Source organism: Actinokineospora sp. UV203, from assembly GCF_056323665.1.
Window position 1 is genome coordinate 5,468,775 of the sequence record NZ_CM150484.1, and the last position, 20,936, is coordinate 5,489,710.

Below are 20,936 nucleotides of genomic sequence, written 5' to 3' on the forward strand. Positions count from 1 at the left end.
TCCAGTACGACAGGAAGGCCGTGATGCGTACTCCACGCCGAGGCAACGCACTGTCCGTAGCGCTACTCGCGATAGCGGGGCTGGTGGCGGCTCCGTCGGCCGCGGTGGCCGCGCCGCCGTTGGCGAAGGCGCCGTTCGCGCAGGGATATGGCGGGGCGGTTGTCTCCGACTCCGTCGAATCGACCCAGGCGGGCATCGAGGTGCTGCGCAGAGGCGGCACCGCCGCGGACGCCGCCGTGGCGGTCGCCGCGACGCTGGGGGTGACCGACCCGAACATGGCGGGCCTCGGGGGCGGCGGGTACTTCGTGTACTACGACGCCCGCACTCGCAAGGTGTCCACCATCGACGGTCGCGAGACGACACCCGCCGCAGGCGACGCGCAGATGTTCATCAACCCCGCCACGGGCACGCCGTACCCGTTCTGGACGGCCGTCAACAGCGGCCTGTCCGTCGGCACCCCCGGCATGCTGGCCACCTGGGAGCGCGCGCTGCAGCGCTGGGGCCGGTTCAGCCTCAAGAACAACCTCAAGCCCGCGATCAAGGTCGCCGAGAAGGGCTTCCCGGTCACCCCCCAGCTGCGGTCGGAGATCCTGGAGAACGAGGCCCGCTTCAAGCAGTTCAGCTCGACCGCCGAGCTGTTCCTCCCCGGTGGGACCGCGCCCCCGGTCGGCTACCTCCTGCGTAACCCCGACCTGGCCGACACCTACCGCGAGATCGCCAAGGACGGCATCGGCGCCTTCTACGGCGGCGCGATCGGCCGCGATCTGGCCGAGACCACGCAGAACCCGCCGCTGGCCGCCGACGCCACGATCACCCCGCCCAAGGGCCGGATGACGGTCGAGGACCTGCGCGACTACCGGACCATCGACCGCGCGCCGACCCACGTGGCCTACCGGGGCTACGACGTCTACGGCATGGCCCCCAGCTCCAGCGGCGGCATCACCGTGGGCGAGGCGCTCAACATCCTGGAGAACTTCGACATCGCGGGCATGGACCGCACCCAGGCGCTGCACCACTACCTGGAGTCCAGCAAGCTCGCCTTCGCCGACCGCAACCGCTACATCGGCGACCCGGCCTACGTCGACGTCCCGCAGGAGCGGCTGCTCTCCGACGCGCACGCCGCCAAGCGGGCCTGCCTGATCGACCCGGCGTCGGTGATGCCCGCGCCGACCGCCCCGGACGCGGGCTGCGAGCCCGCGGCGGCGGGCACGGCGTCGCCGGAGAACGAGGTCCACACGAACCACTTCGTGGTCTCCGACAAGCTCGGCAACGTGGTGTCCTACACCAACACCATCGAGCAGGTCGGCGGCAGCGGCATCGTGGTGCCGGGCCGCGGGTTCCTGCTCAACAACGAGCTGACCGACTTCAACTTCACCCCGACGCAGGGTTCGGCGCCCGACCCGAACCTGGCCGCGCCGGGCAAGCGGCCGCGGTCGAGCATGTCGCCGACGATCGTGCTGAAGAACGGCAAGCCGTGGCTGGCACTCGGGTCCCCGGGCGGCTCGACGATCATCACCACGGTCCTGCAGATCCTGGTCAACCGAGTCGATTTCGGCATGTCCCTCAAGGAGGCCGTCGCCGCCCCGCGCGCGACCCAGCGCAACTCGCCGACGACGGTGGCCGAACCGGCCTTCATCGCCGCCGCCGGCGGCCTGAAGGCCCTCGGCCACGCCTTCACGGAACAACGCTTCATCGGCGCCGCCGCCACCCTGGAGTTCACCGGCACCGGCAAAGTCCTGGCCGTAGGCGAGGAATTCCGCCGCGGCGGCACCTCCGCCGCCGTCCTCCACCCCACCCCCTAACCGTCGCGAGTCCAACGTTCAGAACAACGAGTCCAACGTTCAGAACATCGAATTTCCATCTCACGTCACGTGAGGCTGGAAGCGGGATGTTCTGAACGTTGGACTCGCGGGTGGGTCAGGTGTTGAGGAGGGTTTGGATGGCGGTTTGTTCGTCGGCGGGGAAGACGAGGATTCGGTAGGTTTCGCCGTCCTCGCTTGGGACGGTCGTGGCGCGTACGCCTGCTTTCTGGAGTTGCAGTTCGACGAAACGGGCGGCGTCGACGCTGTGCACCTTCGCGACCTCACGGAGCAGGCCGTAATCCTTGCGCCGGTCGGCGTCCGACGCCATGCCCCAGCGCAGCACGAGGCCGAGCAGGCCGACGATCGCCAGTGCCACCAGGATGAGGAACGGCGCGGGCACATCCATGCCGTCCATCATCCTCCCGAGCACAAGACGTAACCGTTAGGCGGTTATGTTCGCCACCTCGAATGCGATCAACTTGGGTCGGGTCGGTGTGATCCGCGCGAGCCGATCCACGGAACCGAGTCTCCGGAGGCGGCCATGACTCAGACAGTGGGACGCGACCTCGTCCACTCATACCTCTACCTGCGCAGGGCGATCGGCCTGATCGGCCTCGCGCTGCCACCCGTGCTCATCCTCGGGAAGATCCTCCTCGATGGCGGTGGGCTGCAGAACTCCCTCAGCGGCTACTACTACACCGGGATGCGCGACGTCCTGGTCGGCGCCATGTGGGCGGTCGGCGTGTTCCTGTTCTGCTACCGCGGTTACAGCCCGGTCGACGACTGGGTCGCCAACATCGCGGGCCTGTCCGCGATCGGGGTCGCGATCTTCCCCACGTCACCCAGCGGCGGCCCGAACGTCAGCGCGGGCGACGACAAGCTGCTCGGCTTCGTCCATGTCGCCTGCGCGGGCGTGTTCTTCCTGTCCCTGGCGTACTTCTGCCTGTTCCTGTTCACCAGGCGCGACGCGGAGAACCCGGGCGAGCACAACGAGGTGCGCAACAAGGTCTACGTCGCCTGCGGGGTCATGATCCTCGCCTGCATCGCCCTGATCCCGGTGATCGCCTACCTCTTTGACAACGAGACCAAGGCACTGCATCCCGCGCTGTGGCTGGAATCCGGCGCCGTGCTGGCCTTCGGTGTCGCGTGGGCGGCGAAGGGCAAAGCCATCGCCATCCTCAAAGACTGAGCATCCCTGCCAGGACTTGAACCTGGGACCTCGCCGTTCGTAGCGGCGCGCTCTGTCCAGCTGAGCTACAGGGATTCGCCCGGCCGCGCGTCCAACCGCCGCCTAAGGGGACCGTGACGACACCTGACCACGGTCATCCACCAATCCGCACCGTTACCCGGCAGGTGACCCAAACATGAAATTCCGGGGAGGCGGAACAGTCTGTGTAAACAAGAGAGCCGCCCATCGGTGCTGGCGATGGGCGGCTCCCTCACGTGAGGATCACTGATCTCACGGTGGGGAGCCGACGCCCAGGCGCGGGCGGGCGACGTGCGCGGTGCCGAATCGGCGCCACACCCCTCGCTGCTCGTTCGCGACTGTCATCGTGTCTCCTCGTTTGCTGCGATCAGCATGTCCGACGTGGACGGTCAACGTCCAGCGAATTTACGGCAGGGCCACGAACGGGCTCATGAAGGCCCGCGCGGTCGGCGCGTCGAGCCGGTAGGACACGTTCGTCGCGTAGCAGGGTCCGTCACCGGTGACCGTGGTCGCGACCAGGGTCCGCTTTCCGTCGATGACGGCGAAGTTCGGGCCGCCCGAGTCGCCGTAGCAGGCGCCGCCGTTGCCCTGGGGCGCGGTCATGTGCAGCCGCACCCACGTGTTGTTGAGCGCGTCGAAGCCGACCGGCGCCTTCATCCGCACGCCGCCGCCGGGGTGGGTCTGTCCACCTGGGCCGCGCACGGCCTCCTGGGTGCCGTAACCGGCCACGGTGAACGGCACCGCGTCCAGGCCGCGCGGGCCGAGGGTGTCGAGCTTGCCCGCGGTGGGCAGGGTCGCCGGGGTGAAACTCCAGCGGGCCGCGAGCGCGGCGGCGGGCACCTGCACCACGGAGATGTCGTGCGAGTCCGCGGAGTTGCCCGGGTACGCCGGGTCGTTGTGGGCGACGCCCTCGACGCCCACCGCCGCTCCGACCGCCGCCGGGTCCCCCGGGTGGGCCAGGGCGGCCGCGTCCAAGTCGGCCTGCACGTTCTGCGCGAGCGAGACGTAGTACCGCACGCCCTCGGCCCAGTCGGTGGTGCAGTGCGCCGCGGTCAGGAAGGTGTCGCGGTCGACCATGGTCCCCGAACACATCCAGTCGATGCGGTCGGGCGTGGCCGGGTCGTCGTCGTTGTCCCACTGGACCACCAGCGCGCCGACCTCGGTCCGTTCGGGCGCGGGGGTGGCGTTGTAGCTGTTGATCGCCGATGCTGGGATGGATAACACGCTGGTCAGCGCTACTACGGCGACGGCGGGCACGAGGTACTTCAGACTCATGGTCAAAGCCTCCGGGAAAGGGTTTCAGGTTGCGCCAGTCAACCGGTGAGAGTGCCTGTGAGCAATGGCACCGAGCCGAAATTCCTTACTGACCAGTACGCTCCACGAAAAGGGCTGTTAACGGAGGTAAACCGGTGCCGTATCCGTCAGACCGTGAGCGAGACCGCCCGTGGGTCATGCGCACCTACGCCGGGCACTCTTCCGCGACCAAGTCCAACGAGCTCTACCGGCGCAACCTGTCCAAGGGGCAGACCGGACTTTCCATCGCGTTCGACCTGCCGACGCAGACCGGTTATGACCCCGACGACGAACTCGCCAAGGGCGAGGTCGGCAAGGTCGGCGTCCCGGTCACGCACATCGGCGACATGCGCACGCTGTTCGACCAGATCCCGCTCGGTGTGGCCAACACCTCGATGACGATCAACGCGACGGCCATGTGGCTGCTGTCGCTCTACGTCTCGGTGGCCCAGGAGCAGGCCGAGGCCGAGGGCACCGACTGGCACGAGGTCGTCGCGAAGCTCGCGGGCACCACGCAGAACGACATCATCAAGGAATACCTGTCCCGCGGCACCTACGTCTTCCCGCCCGGGCCGAGCCTGCGGCTGATCACCGACATGGTCGCGTGGACCGTGTCGAACGTGCCGAAGTGGAACCCGATCAACATCTGCAGCTACCACCTGCAGGAGGTCGGCGCGACCCCGGTGCAGGAAGTCGCCTACGCGATGTGCACGGCGATCGCGGTCCTCGACGCGGTGCGCGACTCCGGGCAGGTGCCCGCCGAGAAGTTCGGCGAGGTCGTCTCCCGCATCTCGTTCTTCGTCAACGCGGGCGTGCGGTTCGTCGAAGAGATGTGCAAGATGCGCGCCTTCACCGAGCTGTGGGACGAGATCACCCGCGACCGCTACGGCATCACCGACGAGAAGCAGCGCCGGTTCCGCTACGGCGTGCAGGTCAACTCCCTCGGCCTGACCGAGGCGCAGCCGGAGAACAACGTCCAGCGCATCGTGCTGGAGATGCTCGCCGTGTCGCTCTCGCGCAAGGCCCGCGCCCGCGCGATCCAGCTCCCCGCGTGGAACGAGGCCCTCGGCCTGCCGCGCCCGTGGGACCAGCAGTGGGCGCTGCGCATGCAGCAGGTGCTCGCCTACGAGACCGACCTGCTGGAGTACGAGGACATCTTCGACGGCTCCCCGGTCATCGAGGCCAAGGTCAACGAGATCATGACCGGCGCGCGCGAGGAGATCGACCGCGTGCAGGCCATGGGCGGGGCGGTCGCGGCCGTCGAGTCCGGCTACATGAAGACGCAGATGGTCGGCTCGCTGGCCGAGCGGCGCAGGCTCATCGAGAACGGCGACCAGATCATCGTCGGCGTCAACAAGTTCGACACCACCGAGCCGAGCCCGCTGCAGGCCGAGGGCGCCAAGGCCATCGAGACCGCCGACCCGGCCGCCGAACTGGAGGCCGTCGAGGCGGTCCGGCGCTGGCGGGCCGAGCGCGACGAGACCGCGGTGGACGAGTCGCTGCGCAAGCTTCGTGAGGCCGCGAAGACCGACGTCAACCTGATGGACGCGACGCTGGCGTGCGCGCACGCGGGCGTCACCACCGGTGAGTGGTCCGCGGCGCTGCGCGAGGTGTTCGGCGAGTACCGGGCGCCCACGGGTGTCTCCGGCGCGTCGGCGGGTGGCGAGGCGGGCGTCGAGCTGGCCGCGGTGCGCGAGCGGGTCAAGGCGACCGGCGAGGAGCTGGGCGAGCGGCTGCGCATGCTGGTCGGCAAGCCTGGTCTCGACGGCCACTCCAACGGCGCGGAGCAGATCGCCGTGCGGGCCCGCGACACCGGCTTCGAGGTCGTCTATCAGGGCATTCGCCTCACCCCGGACCAGATCGTGGCGGCCGCGGTGCAGGAGGGCGTGCACGTGGTCGGCCTGTCGATCCTGTCCGGCTCACACCTGGAAGTCGTTCCCGCGGTGGTCGAGGGTTTGCGGGCCGCCGGCGCGGGGGATGTTCCGGTCGTGGTCGGCGGCATCATCCCGCCCGACGACGCGAAGATCCTCGCCGAGCGCGGTGTGGCCCGGGTGTTCACGCCCAAGGACTACGAGATGACGCAGATCATGGACGAGATCGTCAACGTCATCCGTGAGGCGAACAAGCTGCCGTAGCAGTGGGTCGGACCTCAGGGCGTGTCGCGGGGCCGTGTTTCTCGTGGAACTCGCGCGGTCGGGATCGCCGACGCACCCGCATGGATGCGTGACCAGCGGTGGTGGTCGGCGGCACTTGGCGGCAGTACCGTCGAGCTATGGCCGACTACCAGCACATTCTCGTCGAGCGTGCGGACAGCGTCGTCCGCATCACCATGAACCGCCCGGGCAGGCGGAACTCGCTTTCCGAGGACCACCTGGCCGAACTCCTCGACGCCTTCCGCGCGGCGGGCGTCTCCGACGCGACCGGCATCATCCTGGCCGCCGAGGGGCCGGTCTTCTCCGCGGGCCACGACTTCGGCGACGTCTCCTCCCGCGACCTCGGCGGCGTGCGCGAGCTACTGCGGCTGTGCACGGACCTGATGCGCACCATCGAGTCGGTTCCCCAGGTGGTCATCGCCCGTGTCCACGGTCTGGCCACCGCGGCAGGCTGCCAGCTGGTCGCGTCCTGCGACCTGGCGGTGGCCGCCGAGTCGGCGGGGTTCGCCCTTCCCGGCGGAAAGGGCGGCTGGTTCTGCCACACGCCCGCCGTGCCGGTGGCGAGGGCCATCGGCCGCAAGCGACTGATGGAGATGGCCCTGACCGGCGATGTCGTCGACGCCCACACCGCCGAACAGTGGGGCATGGTCAATCAGGTCGTCCCCGACACCGAACTGGACAAAGCGGTCGACGAACTGATGCGGAAGGCGACCCGCGGCAGCGCGGCCAGCAAGGCTTTGGGCAAGCAGACCATCTACGCCCAGTTGGACCGGCCGGAGGCCGACGCCTACGCGATCGCGCTGGAAGTGATGGCGGCGGCTTCGCAGCTGCCTGGAGCCAAGGAGGGCATGGCCGCCTTCCTGCAGAAGCGCTCTCCGGTCTGGCCGGACTGATGGCCGAGACAGTTCCGCCCCAGCGCCTGGCGACGCTCGCGGACGCGCCGCGGATCGCCGAGCTGATGCACGCGTCCGTGGTGGAGCTGTTCCCGCTGTTCTACGGTGAGAAGGAGACAGCGAGCGCGGTGGTGCATATCGCGCACATCGACCTGACGCTGATCGAAGACGGCACCTACTTCGTTCACGAGGTGGACGGCGAGATCATCGCCTGCGGCGGCTGGAGCAGACGGGGCAAGCTCTACACCGGCTCCGGGTCGGGGCAGGACGACCACCGGCTGATCGACCCGGCCACCGAACCCGCCCGGGTCCGCGCCATGTTCGTGCGGGCGGACTGGACCAGGCGCGGTCTCGGCCGGGCGATCCTCGAATCGTGCAGACGGGCCGCGGAAGCCGAAGGATTCGGTTCGCTGGCACTCCTGGCGACGCTGCCGGGAGTGCCGCTGTACCGGTCCTTCGGCTTCCGCGAGACCGAGCGGCGGGCAATCCTGATGCCGGACGGCGTGGAGATCGAGGGCGTGATGATGACCCGCGGTATCGAGCCGCTCTAGGGCAGCGTGTCCAGGTGCGCGGCCACCGAATTGGCGAACGCGTAGCCGTTGGACGCGTCCCAGTTGATCGACCAGGTCATGGCTCCGCGGATCGTCGGGTACGCCACGGCGGGGGTGAACCCGCCACAGTTCGTCCGCCGGGCCAGGCAGCTCAGGGCAGCGTTGACGTTGGCGGGGGACTGGTAGCCGCCGCCTGCACCCGAGGGTGAAGCGGGCAGTCCGAGGCCGACCTGGTCGGCGCGTAGACCGCCCCGCAGCTGGATGCAGGCCAGTGCGGTCAGGAAGTCGACCGAGCCTTGGCCGTAGACCTTCTGGTCGCAGCCCATCATCGATCCGGAGTTGTAGTACTGCATGTTGACGATCGTCAGGATGTCCTTGATCGCCAACGCCAACTGGAAGTACCCGCCGGAGGTCGACTGCATGTCGATCGTCTGCGGAGCCATCGTGATGATCTTCCCGCCTGCCGCGTGGATCTGGCGCAGCGCGGAGGCCATGTGGGTGGCGTTGATGCCGTTCTCCAGATCGATGTCGACGCCGTCGAACCCGTAGTCCCTGATCAGTCGGGCCATGCTGGAGGCGAAAGCGTTTGCGGCGGCGGTGTCGCCGACGGTCACGGTGCCCTTTTCGCCGCCGACGGAAAGGATCACCTTCTGGCCCCGGGCCTGCGCTGTCCGGATGTCGGCCTTGAACTGGGCGTCCGTGTAGCCGCCGAGTTGGCTCGACAGCCCGGAGTCGAGGGTGAACGTCACCGCGCCGGGCGTGCCCGGGACGGCGTCGGCGAAGGAGACGGCGATGATGTCGTAGGTGGTCGGAACGGCGGCCAGGGTGAGGGCTCGGGCGCCGTTGTAGAAGTTCTGCCAGTAGCCGGTGAGGACGTGCGCGGGCAGCCCGGTCGGCGGTGGTGTCGTGGTGGTGGTGGTGGTCGTCGTCGGGTTGGTGGTCGTGGTCGGGTTGGTGGTGGGCGTGGTGGGCGTGGTGGGCGTGGTGGTCGACGGGGTCGTCGTGGGTGCCGTGGTCGTGGTGGTGGGCGGGGTCGTGCCGGGGCCGTCGAGGATCACGTCGTCGGCTTTGTAGGCGGGCTGGCCGTACCAGCCGTGCAGGTAGATCGACACCGAGGTGGTGGACGCACCCGTGGTGAACTTGGTGGAGAGCTGGGTCCACACGCCCGAGGTCGGGGTCCAGGTGCTCGGGTCGCTTGTGCCTGTCCCGCTCGCTCCCAAGTAGGTGTAGGCGCCCTTGACCCAGGCGGTCAGGGTGTAGGCCGAGTTCGGTTTCACGGTGACGGTCTGCGTGCACCGCGCGTTGTCCTGACCGGCAGGCGTGCCCGTGAGGGCGTACGTGCCGGCATGGGCATCGCCACTGGTCACGGCGCCCGCGCTGGAACAGGACCAGCCGCTGAGCGTCCCCGATTCGAATCCGGGATTGGCGACGAGGTTCGCGGCGGCCGCTTGTCCTGTGAAAGCCAGGATGAGCCCGACGCAGATCGAGAAAGCGGATAACAGGGCGACGAGCGCTCGCTTGGCAGGGAGCGTCATGGCTGCCTCCAGGGCATGACAGCTGCAGGGTGGTCGAAAACCCAAAATGGACTAGACCACTTGGCCTGTCAACCCCCACGTGTTCCCATTACCGCCCCCTCGTCCTGGCCGAATAATGTCCACAAAGGACCCGTGGCGAACCAGATGACCGTCACCGCGCCGAGCTTCGGGATCCACGCGGACCAGCCCGACCACAGCGCGGTCGTTCGTTCCGGCGAGCCGACGACGAACGACAACACAGCCAGCACCGCCACGCCGATGCCGCAGGCCAGGACGCACTTGCCCCACTCGCGCCACTCGTGGCGCATCCGTTCCGGACCGCGTTTGGGTACTTTCACCGGCCGTGGACCATCCGCGAACCGGTACGCGAACCATCGGTCGGCCCAGCGGATCACGCTCGGTCCGAAAGCGACACTGAAGCCGAGATATGCGGCCCCCAACCCATGCACCAAGCCGGCTTCGCTGCCACGGCGTAAATCCAGGACGGTCGCCGCGAGCAGGATGACGTCCACAATGGGCGTCGCCACGAGCAGGGCCGCGCCGGTCCGCCGCAGCCGCAATGGATAGCGGGCGACAAGGCCGGCGCCGAGCAGGACCCAGAAACCGATCTCGCACAAGGCGATCACGGCGAAGAGCGGGTTGTCCATGAGGAATCGCACCCCCAAAGCCTGCCCGGTGGGGCGACCGGCGGCATCAGTCAATAGTTGAGTTCGGGTCATCCTTTAGTTGCACTCGGATCTAGGACTTTGGTTGGGGACGCTGGGTGAGCAGGTGTGTTGTGATTGGTGGGTGAGGGAACGACCGGTTCGACCGTGGCAGAAGCCCGTGTGGCATGCCGTCTTCGCCTTCAGCCTCGGCGCACTGGTTCTCCTCAAGGACTTGGCGCCGCTGGAGGCCCCGGCAGCGATTCACGTGTCGGTCTGGGCGCATGTCCTGGTCCTCGCGGGCATGTGTGCGTTGCTGCTGCTCCGCCTGCGCATGCCGGTCCTGGCGATGGTGGCGGGTTGGCCGCTTGTGGCCGTCGACCTGCTCATGGGGCTCACCCTCCCGGTGGTGATGGTCGCGGGCGAACACCTGTATTCGGCTGTCCTGCACGGATCGCGCCGGGCGAGCCGGGTGATCGCCGGTGCGGTCGGCGTGCTGATCGTCAGCATCATCGGGATCGCGGTCGTGCACGGCTGGGACATGCGGACCACGACGGACCTGCTGCTCAAGGCGTGCGCGCTGCCGCTGGTGCCGGTGTGGTGGGGGATGAACATGCGCCAACAGCGCGAGTCCGCCGAAGCCGAACGCGCCCGCGCCGACGACCTCGCCCGCATCGCCGCCCTCGACCGCGACGCCGCCGTCCACGCCGAGCGCGCCTCGATGGCCCGCGACCTGCACGACGTGATCGCGGGCCACCTCTCGGCCATCGCCATCCAGTCCGAGGCCCTGCTGACCCTGCCCGACGGGCACCCGCGGACCCGGACCGTGCTGCGGTCGGTCCGCGAGAACAGCGTCGACGCGCTCGCCGAGATGCGCGCCATGATCGGCCTGCTGCGCGCCGACGACGACGTCTCCGAACGCACCGCCCCCGCGCGCCTGCGTGAACTCGACCGGCTGATCCGCTCCGCGCGCGCGTCCGGCCTCGACGTGCGGGTCGACGCCGAGCACCCGCCGGAACTGCCCGCCGCGGTCGACCTGTCTGCGTTCCGGATCGTGCAGGAGGCGCTCACCAACGCGGTCAAGCACGCACCCGGCTCACGGGCCGAAGTGAGCGTCCGCCACGACGAAGGGACACTGGTCGTCGAAGTGATCGATGACGGCACCGGTGCGATGCTCAACCCGTCGGGAACAGGCCTGATCACAATGTCCGAACGCGCCCAGGCCGTGGGCGGGGTGCTGGTCGCGGGCCCGTGCGCGCGCGGCTGGCGGGTGCGGGCGGAACTGCCGGTGGAGGACGAATGACGATCAAGGTGCTGGTGGCCGACGACCACGCGGCGATCCGGGCCGGGCTGTGCCTGATCCTGGACAACGCCGAAGGCATCGAGGTGATCGCCGAAGCCGCCGACGGCGCCGCCGCGGTCCGCAAGGCGACCGCGCTGCGGCCGGACGTCGTCCTGATGGACGTGCGGATGCCCGAGGTCGACGGCATCGAGGCCACCCGCCGACTCGTCGCCGACGGCGTGTGCGCGGTGTTGGTGCTGACCACGTTCGACATGGACGAGTACGTCTATGGAGCTCTTCGCGCGGGAGCGGCGGGATTCCTGCTCAAGTCCGTGGACGCGGTCCGGCTGATCGAGTCGGTCCGGCTGGTGGCGGCTGGGGACGGGGTCTTGGAGCCGGGTGTCACCCGTCGGTTGATCAGCGCCTTCGCGGATGCCCAGCCGAAGGTGGTGGCGCGGCCCGCGGGGCTGGATGAGTTGACGGACCGGGAGACGGACGTGTTGGTGGGAGTCGGGCAAGGGCTGTCCAACCAGGAGATCGCGCGGAAACTGGGGATCGCTGAGGCGACGGTGAAGACGCATGTTTCGCGGATGCTGACGAAGTTGGATCTGCGATCGCGGGTGCAGGCTGCTGTGCTCGCACAGGAGGCTGGGCTGGTTTAACAGCACGTTTCGTACTGATTCGGTGGGCGCCTTGAGGTTCCCCGAGGCGGACCTCACCCCTACCAGCGATCAACACCACCACCGGACAGTGGAAACCGGCGGCACCCCAACCGACAACGGGCCAATCCGCCAACCCCAAACACGAAAGGAGACCGCCACCAGCCACTACCACCGGCCCAAGCAAGGCCGTGCCGCGCGAAAGATCCGGGCTAGGGCGAAGGTGCTGAGCAGTCCGACGGCCATCCCCGCCGCGATCCGCCTTTGGTTGGTGCTCATCATCTCCACCAGCCTGGCTGCCCTGCCGCCGCGCGCGGTCAGGCCAACTGGCGTCTCCGCGGTGAGGCAGGCCCTACCCTCGCAACATCAGCAACCCGTACGCCGCGATGGACTGGGCGTCGGTGATCTCGCCCGTCCGGATCAGCTGTTCGAACTCCGCGCGGGTGAACCAGCCGGTGCGCATGTCCTGTTCCTCCGGTTCGCGCTCCGGCTCGCCCTCGGTCAGGTCGGTCGCGAGGAACACGTGTCCCCGCTGGCTCGACATGCCCGCCGCGCAGTCGAGCGAGCCGATCTTGGCCATCGTCCCCGCGCGCAGCCCGGTCTCCTCGCGCAACTCGCGGGCGGCGAGGGTCGCGGTGTCGACGTGTTCGCGGTTCGGGGCGGTGCCCTGGGGGAACTCCCACCGCCGCTCGCCGAGCGGGTAGCGGAATTGCTCGACGAGCATCAGCCGGTCGCCGTCGAGGGGGATGACCAGCGCGTAGTCGGGTTTGTCGATCACGCCGTAGATGCCCGCGCTGCCGTCGTGGCGGCGGACCCGGTCCTCGCGGACGGTCATCCAGGCGTTCGCATAGACCTGTTCGGTGCCGAGGGTGTCCACGGGGTGATCCTGCCGCACGCGGCCGGCGGGACTAACCTGCTCGCCGTGCGCCTCGTGATCGCTCGCTGCCAAGTCGACTACGTCGGTCGGTTGACCGCCCACCTCCCCATGGCCAACCGGCTGCTGCTGGTGAAGGCCGACGGGTCGGTGTCGGTCCACTCCGACGACCGCGCGTACAAGCCGCTGAACTGGATGACGCCGCCGTGCTGGCTCACCGAGGAGCCCGACACGTGGACGGTGCAGAACAAGGCGGGCGAGAAGATCGTCATCACGATCGAAGAGATCACGCATGACTCCAAGCACGAACTGGGCCTCGAACCGGGCCTGGTCAAAGACGGCGTGGAGGCGCACCTCCAGGAACTCCTCGCCGAACACATCACCACCCTCGGCGACGGCTGGACCCTCGTCCGCCGCGAATACCCGACGGCGATCGGCCCGGTCGACATCCTGTGCCGCGACAACACCGGCGGCTCGGTGGCCGTGGAGATCAAGCGGCGCGGCGACATCAATGGCGTGGAACAGCTGACCCGGTACTTGGAACTGCTGAACCGGGACCCGCTGCTCGCCCCCGTGCAGGGGATCTACGCCGCCCAGATCATCAAGCCGCAGGCCCGCGTGCTGGCCGAGGACCGCGGAATCCGGTGCGTGGTGCTGGATTACGACACACTGCGCGGAATCGAATCGGACGAATTCCGCCTTTTCTGACAGTTGGTCCGATCCGGTGATCCGGGTAACGGATCGACATGGCCACACGATATTTCCCACGTGATGTTTCTCCGCGAATCCGCGGAATGAATCCAATGGGGGGGAATTGTGTCGCGTCCAAATATTCGCGCTATTCAACTGACGGCGGTCGGGCTCGCCGCCGCCGCTGGGATCGCGGTCGTGGGGGTGTCGGCGAGTGCGACCAGCCCCGTGGGTCCCGCGCCCGCGCCACGGATGACGGCTGACGCGGTTTCCTGCGTGCTCGACAACCTCGGGGTGTGCACGGTGTCGCACGCGCTGGGCGTGGTGCCCACGGCGGTGGTCGTCTCGGCCAACACACCTGCCGGGTGGAACGGCTTCATGCTCAACACCGTGCGCGACTCGTTCACGCCGACCACGTTCAAGGTGAGGGCGATGGTCACCTCGACCCAGCCCAAGAGCGGCGCCACGATCTGGTTCAGCTACAGCGCCTTCGCCGCCGGTGCCACGCCACCGCCGATCACCACGACGATGACGCCTCCGACCACGCCGCCGACGACCACGACGCTGACGCCGCCGACCAGCACGACCACGACCGAGCCCACGGCCGTACCCACGACACGCTGATCACGTGGCCCTGACGCGGTTTCAGGGTGGCGGGTCACCCACCTTGGGTGACTGGCCGTGGGCGAATAAGCCGGTTGGTGACACACGGCGGGCCGCGACTGGCTACGGTTCACGCCGTGAGGCGTTCAGCGCGGTGGTCGGTCGGCGTGGTCGTGTGTCTGGTGGGCGTGCTCGCCGGGTGTGGCGGCCCCGACCTGGCCAAGAAGAATTTCCCCCGGTCCACGGTGGCCGCGGCGGCCGATCTCGGCGGCGGCGACGCCCCGATCGACGGCAAGCCCGCGGGGGGTGAGGCGGCGTTCACCGCTGAGAACCTGCGGGTCGTCGACCCCTGCGTGCTGCTCGACGACCAGACGATGGCGTCGGTCGGCACGCCCGCGAAGAACCGCCTGCGCGACTTCGGCGCCTGCGCGCACTACATGAAGGACACCGCGGGCAAGGAACTGAACTTCAACCTGGTCCTCGGCGAGTCGGCGAGCGGGAAGTCGGCCGAGGGGACGTTCAAGATCGGCGGCTTGCCCGCGAGCGAGTCCGAACTCGACGACAAGACCGCGTGCTTCATCGGCGTCATCACCGAGGCCTCACCCAAGCGGGCGATCACGCTGCAGATCAGCGGCCCGGCGGGTCCCCTCTGCGAGCCGGGGCGCAAGGTGATGGAAGGCGTCATCAAGAACCTGCAGGCGGGCGCGCAGAAGCTGGCGTTGTCCAAGGGCACGGTGGCCGGGGTCGACCCGTGCGCGGTCCTGGACGAGTCCACGATCACCGAGGCCGTCGGTGAGACCAACGCCCGGCCCACGACGCTGCACGCGTGCGACTGGAGCGCGGGCGGCTCGTCATTCTCGTTGACCTTCAAGGTCGGACCGAATCCCGACGACCTGGCCGACGCCGCGGACTCCACGCCGGTCGACCTGGGCGGGGTGAAGGCGCAGAAGAGGCCGTCCGAGGACCGGTGCCGGGTCGACTGGGCCCACGCGCCGTTCCCGCCGGACAAGGAGCAGGCCGAGGTCGTCTCCTTGTCGTACAGCCGGTACGACGACAAGGCGGGCGATCCGTGCGCCAAGGTCGAGGCCGCGGCGAAGGCGTTGATCCCCAAGTTGCCCACAGGCTGACCGGTACGCCTTTCGCGCCGGGCTTGGGCGGTGTAGGAACGGGAGACGGACCCGTTCCAGCGAGAGGCGTGTGATGAAGAAGATCATCAACGATCCGACGACCATCGTGGCCGACGCGCTGCGCGGGATGGCGCTCGCCCATCCGGGTCTGCTGCGGATCACCGAGGACCCCGCGGTCATCGCCCGAGCCGACGCCCCGGTCCGGGGGAAGGTCGCGATCGTCTCCGGTGGCGGTTCCGGCCACGAACCCCTGCACGGCGGGTTCGTCGGCCCCGGCATGCTCGACGCCGCCTGTCCCGGCGCCGTCTTCACCTCCCCGACGCCCGACCAGGTGCAGGCCGCGGTGACCCAGGTCGACGGCGGCGCGGGTGTCCTGCTGCTGGTCAAGAACTACACCGGCGACGTGCTGAACTTCGAGACCGCCGCCGAGCTGGTCGCCGCCGACGGGATCGACGTGCGCACGGTGGTGATCGATGACGACGTCGCCGTGCGCGACTCGACCTGGACGGCCGGGCGGCGCGGCGTCGGCGGGACGGTGCTGCTGGAGAAGATCGTGGGCGCCGCGGCCGAGTCCGGCGCCGACCTCGACACCTGCGAGCGGCTGGCCCGCGCGGTCGTCGGGAACGTGCGGTCGATGGGCATCGCGTTGACCGCGCCGACGGTGCCGCACGTGGGCGAGCCGAGCTTCACCCTGGCCGAGGACGAGATGGAGGTCGGCATCGGCATCCACGGTGAGCCCGGCCGCCGCCGCGAGCCGATGGCCGACGCCGACGCCATCGTGGCCGCCCTGCTCGACCCGATCCTCGACGACCTCCCGTTCGCCGAGAAGAGCCAGGTCCTGCTGTTCACCAACTCCATGGGCGGCACGCCGCTGCTGGAGCTGTACCTGGCGCATGGGATCGCGGAGCGGATACTCGCCGAGCGGGGGATCACGGTCGAACGCAGACTGGTGGGACCGTTCATCACGAGCCTGGAGATGCAAGGCATGAGCCTCACCCTGCTGCGCCTCGACGACGAACTCACGGCCCTCTGGGACGCGCCGGTCCACACCGCCGCCCTGCGCTGGGGAGCCTGATGGGCTGCGACGCGGGCACCGTGGCCGCCGCCATCCGCGAGGCCGCCGCCGTGATCACCGAGCACCGCGACGAACTCGTCAAGCTCGACCAGGCCATCGGCGACGGCGACCACGGCGAGAACCTCAAGCGCGGCTTCGGCTTCGTCGTCGCCCGGCTCGACGAGTCCACTCCGGACACTCCGGCGGCGGTGCTCAAGCTGGTCGCCACCACCCTGATCTCGAAGGTCGGGGGAGCGGCCGGCCCGCTCTACGGCACGGCGTTCCTGCGTGCGGCCACCGCCGTGGGCGACGCCGCCGAACTCACCCCCGAGCTGATCTCGACCGCACTCCAGGCGGCTGTCGACGGTGTCGTCGCCCGCGGCAAGGCCGAGGTGGGCGACAAGACGATGGTCGACGCGCTCGCCCCCGCCGCCAAGGCCCAGGGGACGACGGTCGGCGAGGTGCTGCGCGCCGCCGCGGACGCCGCCGAGGCGGGTGCGGAGTCGACCGTGCCCCTGGTGGCGCGCAAGGGGCGAGCGTCCTACCTGGGCGAACGCAGCGCGGGCCACCTCGACCCGGGCGCGCGGTCCTCGGCTCTGCTGCTGCGCTCGTTCGCGGAGTCGGCATGAGTCGCGTTGGGTTGGTGATCGTCTCGCACAGCCTGCGGCTTGCGGACGGCGTCGCGGAGGTGGCGGGACAGATGGCGCCCGACGTCACCATCGCCACCGCGGGCGGCCTCGACGGCGAACTCGGCACCGACTTCGAAGCGGTCTCGCTGGCCCTCGAAGGCGCGCAGAGCGGCGCGGGCGTTGTCGTGCTCTACGACCTCGGCAGCGCGAAGATGGTCGCCGACCTGGCCGTCGAGATGCTCGGCGACCCGGAGTCCGCCGCCGTCGTCGACGCGCCGCTGGTGGAGGGCGCGGTCGCCGCCGCGGCCGCCGCTCAGGGTGGCGCGGACCTCGACGGGGTGCTGTCGGCCGCCGCCGGGGCGATGGGCGACATGGTGCCCGACGAGTCCGACTCCACTGAGGGTGTCGAAATCCTGCTCACCAACGACGTCGGCCTGCACGCGCGCCCCGCGGGCCTGCTCGCACAGGCCCTGGCAGGCGTCGATGCCGAGGTCACGGTCACTTTCGGCGGCCGGGCGGCGGACGCCCGAAGTGTGCTCAGCCTGATGGGTCTCGGCGCGGCCGGTGGTGACCGGGTGCGCGTCGCGGCCACCGGCCCGGAAGCCGACGAAGCCGTGAGGAGGGTCGCTGACCTTGCCGAACGCGGTTTCGAGGACCGCTCACCCGGGTGAGAGTGGCGCAGTTCACCTGGCGATCCCCTGGTCGCGTGGCATCATCAGCACACGATGTTACTGACAGGTAGCATCTGATGTGCTTTTCGGTGACTGCGGAGGTAGCTGTGGCGCGTGAGTTCTCCACCGTTGGTGTTGTCGGGCTCGGGACCATGGGTGCGGGCATCGCCGAGGTACTGGCCAGGACCGGTGTCCAGGTGGTCGCGGTGGAGGTCGACGACGCGGGCATCGAGCGCGGGCGCGGCCACATCGAGCACTCGACGAGCCGTGCGCTCGCCAAGGGCAAGCTCGACGAGGCCGCCCGCGACGAGCTGCTCGGCCGGGTCACCTACAGCACCTCGTTGACGGACCTCGCAGGCGCAGACCTGGTCATCGAGGCGATCCCCGAGTCGCTCGAACTCAAGGCGCGCGTGTTCGCCGAGCTCGACACCATTGTCGGCCCGGACACCATCCTCGCGTCCAACACCTCGTCGCTGTCGATCACCGAGATCGGCGTGCACACCGGCCGCCCGGGCAAGGTCGTCGGCCTGCACTTCTTCAACCCCGCGCCGGTCCTCAAGCTCACCGAGGTCGTCAAGACCGTCGTGACCGAGCCGGACGTGGTCACCGACGTCGTCGCCTTCGCCGAGCGCCTGGGCAAGGAACCGGTCGTCATGGGCGACCGCGCGGGCTTCATCGCCAACGCGCTGCTCTTCGGCTACCTCAACCACGCCGTGTCGATGTTCGAGACGAAGTACGCCACCCGCGAGGACCTCGACGCCGCCATGCGCTACGGCTGCGGCTACCCGATGGGCCCGCTGGCGCTGCTCGACCTCATCGGCCTCGACACCGCCTACGAGATCCTCGAGACGATGTACGCGCAGTCGCGCAACCGGCTGCACGCCCCCGCCCCGATCCTCAAGCAGATGATCACCGCGGGTCTGCTCGGCCGCAAGACCGGCAAGGGCTTCTACACCTACGACGCCCCGGACTCGCCCAACGTCGTCGCCGACACCCAGACCCCGGCCGCCGCCGGGGACACCGGAGTGTCCACTCGCGACGTCCAGCGGGTCGGCGTGGTCGGCACCGGCACGATGGCCACCGGGATCGTCGAAGTCTTCGCCCGCAAGGGTTTCGACGTCGTGCTCCGCGCCCGCAGCGCCGACAAGGCGACCGCGGCGATCGGCAAGGTGCGCAAGTCGCTCGACCGCCAGGTCGCCAAGGGCCGCCTCGCCGAAGAGGAGCGCGACGCCATCCTCGGCCGCATCAGCCCGGCAGTGGAGTTCGAGGAACTGGCCGACTGCGACCTCGTGGTCGAGGCCGTCGCCGAGGAACTCGCCATCAAGCAGGCCGTCTTCGGCGCGCTCGACGAGGTCCTCAAGCCGGGCGCGATCCTGGCCACCACCACGTCCTCGCTGCCGGTCATCGAGTGCGCCGCGGCGACCTCACGCCCCTCCGACGTGGTCGGCCTGCACTTCTTCAACCCGGCGCCGATCATGAAGCTGGTCGAGATCGTCGAGACCATCTCCACCGCCGAGGACGTCGTCGCCACCGCCCACGCGATCTGCGAGAAGGTCGGCAAGAAGCCGGTCCACTGCGGCGACCGCGCGGGCTTCATCGTCAACGCCCTGCTGTTCCCGTACCTCAATGACGCGATCAAGATGCTGGAAGCGCACTACGCGGGCGCCGACGACATCGACAGCGCGATGAAGGTCGGCTGCGGCCTGCCGATGGGCCCGTTCGAACTCCTCGACGTCGTCGGCCTCGACGTGTCACTGGCCATCGAACGCACGCTGTACAACGAATTCCGCGAGGCAGGCTACGCCCCGGCCCCGCTGCTGGAACACCTGGTCACCGCGGGCCGGTTGGGACGCAAGACCGGTAAAGGCTTCCGCGACTATTAAAAATCGCACTGTGGCATGGCGTCGGCTTAGCCGGCGCCATGCCACAGTTCTAGCTGCAACAACCGCCGCCACAGCAGCCTCCGCCGCCGCCGCTCTGCGGGGCTGACGCGGTGGTGCCCGCGGATCCGGACAGGCCTGCCATTTTGAGCAGCTTCACAGTGTCGGCGTGGCCTTCGGGGCAGGCGGCGGGGGCGGACGACTCGGCCATCGGGCGTCGCACGTCGAAGGTCGATCCGCACTCGCGGCAGCGGAACTCATAAGTGGGCACCCGCCCATTCTGCCTCACCGGTGCGCGCGGATACGGTGCTCACCGTGCCCCGCCGCAACCGACCCAAGTACGCCGTCGGCGACGACCCCCGACCGCTGGGCGGCGGCATGGCCGCCCAGCGGCGCGAAACCGCCCACGACGGCGACTGGCTGGTCCGCAACGTTCCCGGGGCACACGCGACGAAGATGTACCGCTGCCCGGGATGCGACCACGAGATCCCCGTCGGCATGGCCCACGTGGTCACCTGGCCCGCCGACGACTACGGCTCGGTCGAGGACCGCAGGCACTGGCACCAGGCGTGTTGGGCCGCACGCGGCCGCCGCGGCCCGACGCCGCGCAGGCGCTGACCCGACTGGGTGATCGACTTCACCGCCGCGCTGGGCGGTTGGCTAGGCGTAAGGCCCCCGCATGCGCTTGCATTGACACATGGACGACCGCTCGCTCCCCTATCCGCGGCCTTGGCGTGCCGCGGACGGATCATCCCAGCCTTCCGGCACACCAACCGGAGCCGCGACCGCGGCGACTTTCGAAAGCGTCCCCGGTCTGCTGATCCCGGCCCGGCAGGCCCGGGTCGCGGCGGGCATCGTCTTGATCATCATCGGACTCGGCCTCGGCGGGCTCGCCGCGCTGCTGATCATCCGAGGCGGGGTGGGCCCCACGGTCGGCGCGGCAGTGCTCGGAGTCCTCGGCGTGCTGCTGCTGGTCGCGGGTTTCTTCGCGCTCAAGCGCAAACAGCGGATGGTCGGGATCCTGCTCACCCCCGACCACGTCGCGCTGACGTGGGTGCATCCGGTGGTCCGGCTGCCGTGGCAGGTCATCACCGAGATCCGGCCGCTGAGCCTGCGCGTCGGGCGGTCGCGGACCGCGCCGAGCCAGAACTACCTGGGCGTCATCTCCACCGACGAGGCCTCGGCCGACACCCGGATGCGCAAGGTGGCCGCCAAGTTCGGCCGCGACGTCGCGTGCGCGGTGCCTATGCGGACCATGGACATAGACCAGCTCGTCGTGCTGCACACCCTGCAGTTCTACCTCGACAACCCGGACGCGCGCGCCGAACTCTCGGGTGAGGAGGCGGTGCGGCGGGTCCGCGAAGCCCGGTTCTGAGGTCCACAATGGCG

Annotated in this window: 23 protein-coding genes and 1 tRNA gene; 15 read left to right on the forward strand and 9 right to left on the reverse strand. The window is 69.3% G+C overall.

Annotated features, from left to right (window positions below):
- Positions 1 to 23 precede the first annotated feature (23 nt).
- Complete coding sequence (gene ggt / locus ACUZ2Y_RS26270; protein ID WP_476323848.1) at positions 24 to 1,802, forward strand: gamma-glutamyltransferase; 1,779 nt, start codon at positions 24 to 26, stop codon at positions 1,800 to 1,802.
- Between the two features lie 115 nt (positions 1,803 to 1,917).
- Here ggt and ACUZ2Y_RS26275 read toward each other — a convergent pair whose 3' ends face one another.
- Entirely contained in the window at positions 1,918 to 2,208 is a 291-nt protein-coding gene (locus tag ACUZ2Y_RS26275; protein WP_476323851.1) for a hypothetical protein, read from the reverse strand.
- 135 nt (positions 2,209 to 2,343) lie between these two features.
- On the opposite strand from ACUZ2Y_RS26275, the gene ACUZ2Y_RS26280 reads away from it, so the two are divergent.
- Positions 2,344 to 2,991, forward strand: coding sequence for a DUF998 domain-containing protein (locus tag ACUZ2Y_RS26280; protein WP_476323854.1), 648 nt, complete (start codon positions 2,344 to 2,346; stop codon positions 2,989 to 2,991).
- Position 2,992: 1 nt separating this feature from the next.
- Here the strand turns inward: ACUZ2Y_RS26280 and ACUZ2Y_RS26285 are convergent.
- Positions 2,993 to 3,066, reverse strand: a tRNA-Arg gene (locus tag ACUZ2Y_RS26285).
- A gap of 348 nt (positions 3,067 to 3,414) precedes the next feature.
- Positions 3,415 to 4,284 (reverse strand): trypsin-like serine protease, encoded by an 870-nt coding sequence (locus tag ACUZ2Y_RS26290; RefSeq protein WP_476323856.1) that lies wholly within the window; start codon positions 4,282 to 4,284, stop codon positions 3,415 to 3,417.
- Positions 4,285 to 4,418: 134 nt separating this feature from the next.
- Between ACUZ2Y_RS26290 and ACUZ2Y_RS26295 the strand changes: the two genes are divergently transcribed.
- The 3 genes from ACUZ2Y_RS26295 to ACUZ2Y_RS26305 all read left to right on the forward strand — a co-directional run bounded on the left by ACUZ2Y_RS26295 (position 4,419) and on the right by ACUZ2Y_RS26305 (position 7,899).
- Entirely contained in the window at positions 4,419 to 6,437 is a 2,019-nt protein-coding gene (locus ACUZ2Y_RS26295; RefSeq protein ID WP_476323859.1) for a protein meaA, read from the forward strand.
- Positions 6,438 to 6,574: 137 nt separating this feature from the next.
- Positions 6,575 to 7,348 (forward strand): enoyl-CoA hydratase-related protein, encoded by a 774-nt coding sequence (locus ACUZ2Y_RS26300; RefSeq protein WP_476323861.1) that lies wholly within the window; start codon positions 6,575 to 6,577, stop codon positions 7,346 to 7,348.
- A complete protein-coding gene (locus ACUZ2Y_RS26305; RefSeq protein WP_476323862.1) occupies positions 7,348 to 7,899 on the forward strand; it encodes a GNAT family N-acetyltransferase in 552 nt (183 codons plus the stop codon). Before ACUZ2Y_RS26300 ends, ACUZ2Y_RS26305 begins: the two co-directional genes overlap by 1 nt.
- Here ACUZ2Y_RS26305 and ACUZ2Y_RS26310 read toward each other — a convergent pair.
- Both ACUZ2Y_RS26310 and ACUZ2Y_RS26315 read right to left on the reverse strand, forming a co-directional pair.
- Complete coding sequence (locus ACUZ2Y_RS26310; protein ID WP_476323864.1) at positions 7,896 to 9,434, reverse strand: chitinase; 1,539 nt, start codon at positions 9,432 to 9,434, stop codon at positions 7,896 to 7,898. The two genes, ACUZ2Y_RS26305 and ACUZ2Y_RS26310, sit on opposite strands and share 4 nt — an antisense overlap.
- Positions 9,435 to 9,502: 68 nt before the next feature.
- Positions 9,503 to 10,093, reverse strand: a complete 591-nt coding sequence (locus tag ACUZ2Y_RS26315) for a hypothetical protein (protein ID WP_476323866.1) — start codon at positions 10,091 to 10,093, stop codon at positions 9,503 to 9,505.
- 130 nt (positions 10,094 to 10,223) lie between these two features.
- Here ACUZ2Y_RS26315 and ACUZ2Y_RS26320 point away from each other — a divergent pair, with 130 nt between their 5' ends.
- Complete coding sequence (locus ACUZ2Y_RS26320; RefSeq protein WP_476323868.1) at positions 10,224 to 11,381, forward strand: sensor histidine kinase; 1,158 nt, start codon at positions 10,224 to 10,226, stop codon at positions 11,379 to 11,381.
- A complete protein-coding gene (locus tag ACUZ2Y_RS26325) occupies positions 11,378 to 12,022 on the forward strand; it encodes a response regulator (RefSeq protein WP_476323870.1) in 645 nt (214 codons plus the stop codon). The genes ACUZ2Y_RS26320 and ACUZ2Y_RS26325 overlap by 4 nt, the downstream gene beginning before the upstream one ends.
- A gap of 349 nt (positions 12,023 to 12,371) precedes the next feature.
- On the opposite strand, the gene ACUZ2Y_RS26330 is transcribed toward ACUZ2Y_RS26325, so the two are convergent.
- Positions 12,372 to 12,854 carry an NUDIX domain-containing protein gene (locus ACUZ2Y_RS26330; protein ID WP_476332082.1) on the reverse strand — a complete coding sequence of 161 codons (483 nt, stop codon included), beginning with the start codon at positions 12,852 to 12,854 and terminating at the stop codon, positions 12,372 to 12,374.
- 87 nt (positions 12,855 to 12,941) lie between these two features.
- Between ACUZ2Y_RS26330 and nucS the strand changes: the two genes are divergently transcribed.
- Positions 12,942 to 13,601: an endonuclease NucS gene (gene nucS / locus ACUZ2Y_RS26335; RefSeq protein ID WP_476323872.1), complete on the forward strand. Its 660-nt coding sequence runs from the start codon at positions 12,942 to 12,944 to the stop codon at positions 13,599 to 13,601.
- A gap of 134 nt (positions 13,602 to 13,735) precedes the next feature.
- Here the strand turns inward: nucS and ACUZ2Y_RS26340 are convergent, their stop codons facing one another.
- Positions 13,736 to 14,050 carry a hypothetical protein gene (locus ACUZ2Y_RS26340; protein WP_476323874.1) on the reverse strand — a complete coding sequence of 105 codons (315 nt, stop codon included), beginning with the start codon at positions 14,048 to 14,050 and terminating at the stop codon, positions 13,736 to 13,738.
- Between the two features lie 12 nt (positions 14,051 to 14,062).
- Positions 14,063 to 14,197 carry a hypothetical protein gene (locus tag ACUZ2Y_RS26345; RefSeq protein ID WP_476323876.1) on the reverse strand — a complete coding sequence of 45 codons (135 nt, stop codon included), beginning with the start codon at positions 14,195 to 14,197 and terminating at the stop codon, positions 14,063 to 14,065.
- Between the two features lie 126 nt (positions 14,198 to 14,323).
- Between ACUZ2Y_RS26345 and ACUZ2Y_RS26350 the strand changes: the two genes are divergently transcribed.
- The 5 genes from ACUZ2Y_RS26350 to ACUZ2Y_RS26370 all read left to right on the forward strand — a co-directional run bounded on the left by ACUZ2Y_RS26350 (position 14,324) and on the right by ACUZ2Y_RS26370 (position 19,550).
- Entirely contained in the window at positions 14,324 to 15,313 is a 990-nt protein-coding gene (locus tag ACUZ2Y_RS26350) for a DUF3558 domain-containing protein (protein WP_476323878.1), read from the forward strand.
- A 73-nt stretch (positions 15,314 to 15,386) separates the two neighbouring features.
- Positions 15,387 to 16,388 (forward strand): dihydroxyacetone kinase subunit DhaK, encoded by a 1,002-nt coding sequence (gene dhaK / locus ACUZ2Y_RS26355; RefSeq protein WP_476323880.1) that lies wholly within the window; start codon positions 15,387 to 15,389, stop codon positions 16,386 to 16,388.
- Entirely contained in the window at positions 16,388 to 16,996 is a 609-nt protein-coding gene (dhaL, locus tag ACUZ2Y_RS26360) for a dihydroxyacetone kinase subunit DhaL (protein ID WP_476323882.1), read from the forward strand. The genes dhaK and dhaL overlap by 1 nt, the downstream gene beginning before the upstream one ends.
- Positions 16,993 to 17,667, forward strand: coding sequence for a dihydroxyacetone kinase phosphoryl donor subunit DhaM (dhaM, locus tag ACUZ2Y_RS26365; RefSeq protein WP_476323884.1), 675 nt, complete (start codon positions 16,993 to 16,995; stop codon positions 17,665 to 17,667). The genes dhaL and dhaM overlap by 4 nt, the downstream gene beginning before the upstream one ends.
- Before the next feature lie 107 nt (positions 17,668 to 17,774).
- Positions 17,775 to 19,550 carry a 3-hydroxyacyl-CoA dehydrogenase family protein gene (locus ACUZ2Y_RS26370; RefSeq protein ID WP_476323886.1) on the forward strand — a complete coding sequence of 592 codons (1,776 nt, stop codon included), beginning with the start codon at positions 17,775 to 17,777 and terminating at the stop codon, positions 19,548 to 19,550.
- Positions 19,551 to 19,599: 49 nt separating this feature from the next.
- Here the strand turns inward: ACUZ2Y_RS26370 and ACUZ2Y_RS26375 are convergent, their stop codons facing one another.
- Complete coding sequence (locus ACUZ2Y_RS26375; RefSeq protein ID WP_476323888.1) at positions 19,600 to 19,818, reverse strand: FmdB family zinc ribbon protein; 219 nt, start codon at positions 19,816 to 19,818, stop codon at positions 19,600 to 19,602.
- Positions 19,819 to 19,862: 44 nt separating this feature from the next.
- Here ACUZ2Y_RS26375 and ACUZ2Y_RS26380 point away from each other — a divergent pair, with 44 nt between their 5' ends.
- A complete protein-coding gene (locus tag ACUZ2Y_RS26380; RefSeq protein ID WP_476323890.1) occupies positions 19,863 to 20,165 on the forward strand; it encodes a hypothetical protein in 303 nt (100 codons plus the stop codon).
- 79 nt (positions 20,166 to 20,244) lie between these two features.
- Positions 20,245 to 20,922 (forward strand): hypothetical protein, encoded by a 678-nt coding sequence (locus tag ACUZ2Y_RS26385; RefSeq protein WP_476323892.1) that lies wholly within the window; start codon positions 20,245 to 20,247, stop codon positions 20,920 to 20,922.
- Positions 20,923 to 20,936: the final 14 nt, after the last annotated feature.